The organism is Xenorhabdus budapestensis (genome assembly GCF_002632465.1).
In the GTDB taxonomy this organism is placed as follows: Bacteria; Pseudomonadota; Gammaproteobacteria; order Enterobacterales; family Enterobacteriaceae; genus Xenorhabdus; species Xenorhabdus budapestensis.
In genome coordinates this window covers 1-4,639 of sequence record NZ_NIBS01000050.1, presented here as the reverse complement: position 1 = coordinate 4,639, position 4,639 = coordinate 1, and the positions used below count along the sequence as shown (strand labels likewise).

The following is a 4,639-nucleotide window of genomic DNA, read 5'->3' as shown; positions in this document are numbered from 1 at the left end:
GCCCGCCGACAACACCACCAGCAACAGAACGGTCATTTCAGTCACATGCCGGTCAACCGTGCCTTGCTGGTAGCGGGTATTCTGAAAGGCAGCAAGATGTTCAAAGATAGCCACTTTCTCATCAGTACTGCCTGCCGACTGGATAATCGCCCCCACCACCTCACCGGCTGCCTCGCTAAAGACTTCCACGGTCGGGGCCATATTCAGGGCTTCAAGGCGGCGGCCAATGGCTTTACGGCCCATCACCACCTCAGCGGTGGTTTTCTTCATTATCTCAGCCTCATTACGCGATTTATCATCCCGTGCCCGAATTCCGGTTGCCCCTGATACCGTACCGCCAATGGTCCCGCGCTGATAACGGCCATAACGCTCACTGCCGAAAGTGGTTTTCAGCATATCGCTGAGGTTGGTCACTTCATCCACCGAACGGGTCACCATCCCTGCCCACTGATTGGCGGTTTGTTTGATGATCCGCATCCCCTGTACCACCGAGCGGATTTCCCCCCTCACCATTGAGACATATTTCGCCAGGGTGGTCGTGTAGACTTTCAGCCAGTTTTTCTTCACCTCGGTGGCGGACTTGGTGCTGTTGGTGACCGCAAAGACTTTCAGGCCGGATTCAATCACCGTTAACGTGAACTCAAACACCCGGCCCGATTCCGCGCTCTCAGTCATACGCAGGCCACTTTCTGTCACACTGACGGTCAGTTCCCCCAGTGTCGGATGCACCAATGTCCCCGCCGATCCGGTTTCACAGGCGGCGACCAGATTTTTGCGCTGGGTGATGACATCCGGGGCTTTATAAACCAGACTGTCCTGAATGATAAAACCCCGCAACGTTATCCTCCGGGTCGCCCGGCCCAAATCCTCAATCCAGGCGATATCCCGGTACGGGTATTCATGCACCGCCTGACGGCGGCCAAAAACACTTTCACCGGAAACAACAGCAAAGGGCACACCCCGAAATGAGGCAGGCCGTAAATGCTCTGACCATTTCCATGATGAGCCATCACTGCCCAGCAATGAAGAAATGGCATCTTTGATAAAGGCCATGAGATACCTCTTTTTAGGCGCAAAAAAAGCCCCATAAGGGGCTGTTTCCTCTACACTTGTTTTTGTAGTAAATTATGGGGTTCCTGCTATGCAGTTGGTTAAAAGAATTCCTGTACCTTCTTCATTAGTTCCAATGGCTATTGCTATTGATTTTGAATTCACCCTAATCGAAGCAGTATTACTGAGATTAGTGTAGAAAGTTTCTGACGGCGAAGTAGCTATTCTCAGCCGATTAACAGCGAATTCAGGTGATTCCTCGCCATTCTTGAATAGTGAGAGTGTTATTGCTTTAACCTTAGTACTGCCAGCGATGCCAATCAAAGCGCCATTCCATCCTTCAATCTCTTTACCTTGCTTTAATTTGTGTGCTTCACATTCATAACCACCATCAATAACATAATGATTACCATTGGCGTCTACACCAACGCCATTGCTTCTATCAGCAACAGCCCACATTGAGGTAAGAAGAAAAGCGGTTATGAAAGTAATCTTCTTTAACATTCTAACCTCCTCTTGGGGAAAAGTTTTTTTATAAAGACATATGAGACTCACATAATCTTCTAAACTCTTTAGCCTTTTCATTATCAATGTTAGATGCAATTTCATCGATCATCGAAATTACCTTTTCTTTCGCAACTTCTTCATCGCCACCACCTAATCTCACTTCTTCAACATAAGAAGCACATAGAACACCGAACTCCTCAACCCTCTTTTTGATAATCTCTTTATTTTTATCAACAAAATCAAAATAACGATAATTATCTGCTTTTCTTAAATAATCGGATTTCATCGCAAGAGTACGAGCTAGCGTTTTAGCTGAGCGACTCTTAACATCACTGTGACAATGTTTGCATTTTATAGCGTCCTTGCTGATAGTTTCAGTGCAATAAGGGCAAGAAACCAAATCACTAAGATATCGCTTCTCTTTGCTGAAAAAAGCAATTATCAACCCATAAAGGATAATGAAACATCCGATAATGACGTGATTCTGTTTATCCGAAACCAATCCAATGTTGTGAACTCTTTCGTTGTAAGAGGAAACTGTGGTATCCATATTTAAGGCCACAAAAATCCATACAATACCGACAAGTAATATAAAGCCCCCAAATACTCGCATCTATAGCTCCATTCATTATATGATAAAAGTCACATTAATGAATAAAATATAAGTCATTTTCAAGGGTACTGCATGGAAGTTGTGACTTTTCCGGCAGAATTCGACTGAAATTTTTGCCGTTCTCCTGTCTCTTTATTGATCAAGTTAATATCAACTGTGATGGTTTTATCGCCTATGGCGTCCTCAATTGCTTTCGCAATCCTTCTTGTGGTTTCTTCATCATATTCAGCCTGCTTGCTTTGGCTGTAGAGTGAAGGGAATGGCTGCTCTTGTTCACTGTTGATGTTCTTTTCAGCGATTGCAGCCCCGACTTTCATATTTTTCTTAACCTCGGGGATATAATTACGTGTTTCCGCTGGCATATTCCTTATGCCTCTTGCTTGCAATTTCCCGATACCCCAGTTATAAGCTGCCAGCATTCCATCTGTATTGCCGGTTTGCTGACGTAGCCAGCTGAGATATTTAGCAGCCGCCTCAGCAGATTTGTAAGGGTCAAAAACATCATTACCTATCAATCCCTGTTCTTTGGCGGTATCGGGCATAAACTGGAACATTCCCAGAGCTTGTTTCCCTGATTCTGTTACTGGTCCAATCGCGTTGGGATTACCTGACGATTCAGTCATCGCAATACCATGTAACAGCCCGGGTTCGTGACCGTATTTCTTTTCTAGCATGGCAAAGTAATCAGACATTGATTCTAATAAGGCCGTGCCGATGCTGCCGTGCTTTTGGTAGGGGTTGGGGTAATGGGGCATTTCATACTTTGGCAATGCCGGGATTTTATTAGCGGCTGTTTTCGCTTCATGGGCTTTTTTCTGCTTTTCCCATGACTCACCATATCTATCATTCAGTTTCTTTTGCAACTCTTCATCCGGTTTTCCCCGTAAAAGACGAAACTCCTCCATAAAGGTTAATTGGCTGGTGAATTCCTTGTCGCTGACTGCCCACTTCCTGATATCCTCTTCTTTGTTTCCATGATAGAAACTGTCGGCGGTATCGTTTTCGCGCATCCTGATATCTTTAATGGTTTGCCACGCAGGGTTTTTTTTTGCTTCTTCGCCTTTGTCCAAAAGCCATGTAGCAGTATCTATCTTCGTTCGGTTCCACATCCCAGAAAATCTTGCGGCACTCTCATTGGCTTCGGTATTGAAGTCAGTGAGTTTTTGATTTTCTTCTTCGGTTATGGTTTGACCGTACTTTTTCGCTTTATCCAGCCGCTCCTGTATTTTACCTTCTCTGAGTAAGGTCAAAATCTCGGGGGTTAACCCCAATTTCACTATCAGTCTTTTCTCGGTTTCAGAAGGAATATTTTTATTTTTAAATGCCTCTTCCAGTTCCAATAGTGTTGGAATAACATCCGCAGAACCATCTTTGGTTGTGTGAATTTTAACACCTGCTTTATCCAGTTCTGCACGCGCCGAACCATTTTCACCACGTTCTGCTGCATTAAAAACGTCAAACAAATTTTGAACGGATTTTTTGGCATCATCAGCATCGGCACCAATTTGGACTAATGCGCCTGTCAACTTAGAGGTGTCTTCAATGGACATGGCGGTATCTTTAGATAGCGTATCAAGATTGTTAGCCTCTCTCCCCATCTCCCTGAGCGTCTTATATCCCGCTGTCAGACCGCCAATGATTCCCCCGACACCACCAAACAACCCCATTGTTGATGTCATACCACTGTACTTGGTAAACAGTTCACCAAAATTTTTCAGTGGCGGGATCATGTCACCGATGTTTTGCACGTTATCTTTAGCTGATTGAGACATATCCCGTAATTTATTGCCTAATGCTCCTGTGTTTTCCAGCGTTTCACTGCCGCCAAATCGCAGTCCTTCCCGCGTAGAGTTTAATACAGGCTGCAACCCCTTAAGCCTAGCTTCAATCTCTGCCAGCGCTTTTGTGGCGTTATCATCCGCGTGTAACTCAAAGTCAAATGCATTACCCATTACCCGACCTCGCTTGATTGATCCGTTCTGCCTGTTCACCCCACCAATTTAGCCGCGACCGACTCAGGAGCCACGCGTCTTGTGGCCCCCAGCGGTAAAAATAGGTCACTTCCGCCGCTAATCGCTGCCATTGTTGGAGGGTGTGTAGGCCAAAAAAGCGGTTAAGAACGCCTCACATTGACGGAAATCAGATATTGCCATTTTTTTCAGGACGGTTTCCGGTACTGATGAAACTAAGGCGATTAACAGCCTCATGGCAGCCAATGGATTGGATTTTTTATCCATTTCATAAAACTGCTCAACCTCAATCAGGCAGGGTTCGCGCAAATGAATTTCTGGGTAAACTTCTTTGCCGCCGTTACTTTCAATCGGCTTGCTTAACTGAATAACTTTAGTTTTTTCCATGATTGCCTCTTAATTTTCTGTTACCGAAATGCCTTCCCAACGGACTTCGAACTCCGCATCTTCGCTGCGCACTTCCTGCGTGTTTACGGTCCACATGCCTTCACCAATAATG

The 4,639-nt window shown here is 45.2% G+C and carries 6 protein-coding genes; all 6 read right to left on the bottom strand.

Annotated elements, in window-relative coordinates; translation table 11 throughout:
- Positions 1 to 1,053, bottom strand: a 1,053-nt coding sequence (locus tag Xbud_RS18315) for a DNA circularization N-terminal domain-containing protein (protein ID WP_099137440.1), incomplete at its 3' end; no start/stop codon positions are given.
- Between the two features lie 72 nt (positions 1,054 to 1,125).
- Positions 1,126 to 1,554, bottom strand: coding sequence for a hypothetical protein (locus Xbud_RS18310; protein WP_099137439.1), 429 nt, complete (start codon positions 1,552 to 1,554; stop codon positions 1,126 to 1,128).
- 28 nt (positions 1,555 to 1,582) lie between these two features.
- Positions 1,583 to 2,170, bottom strand: a complete 588-nt coding sequence (locus Xbud_RS18305; protein WP_099137438.1) for a hypothetical protein — start codon at positions 2,168 to 2,170, stop codon at positions 1,583 to 1,585.
- 59 nt (positions 2,171 to 2,229) lie between these two features.
- On the bottom strand, positions 2,230 to 4,122 hold the full coding sequence (locus Xbud_RS18300) for a lytic transglycosylase domain-containing protein (protein ID WP_099137437.1): 1,893 nt from the start codon (positions 4,120 to 4,122) through the stop codon (positions 2,230 to 2,232).
- A 117-nt stretch (positions 4,123 to 4,239) separates the two neighbouring features.
- Entirely contained in the window at positions 4,240 to 4,527 is a 288-nt protein-coding gene (locus Xbud_RS18295; protein WP_099137436.1) for a phage tail assembly protein, read from the bottom strand.
- Between the two features lie 9 nt (positions 4,528 to 4,536).
- Positions 4,537 to 4,639 (bottom strand): phage tail tube protein (locus Xbud_RS18290; protein ID WP_211283551.1); only part of this gene is annotated, 103 nt, incomplete at its 5' end.

Excerpts from the sequence above, each read along its gene's own strand:
- Xbud_RS18310 (WP_099137439.1), bottom strand. The coding sequence starts at position 1,554 with ATGTTAAAGAAGATTACTTTCATAACCGCTTTTCTTCTTACCTCAATG.
- Xbud_RS18305 (WP_099137438.1), bottom strand. The coding sequence starts at position 2,170 with ATGCGAGTATTTGGGGGCTTTATATTACTTGTCGGTATTGTATGGATT.
- Xbud_RS18300 (WP_099137437.1), bottom strand. The coding sequence starts at position 4,122 with ATGGGTAATGCATTTGACTTTGAGTTACACGCGGATGATAACGCCACA.
- Xbud_RS18295 (WP_099137436.1), bottom strand. The coding sequence starts at position 4,527 with ATGGAAAAAACTAAAGTTATTCAGTTAAGCAAGCCGATTGAAAGTAAC.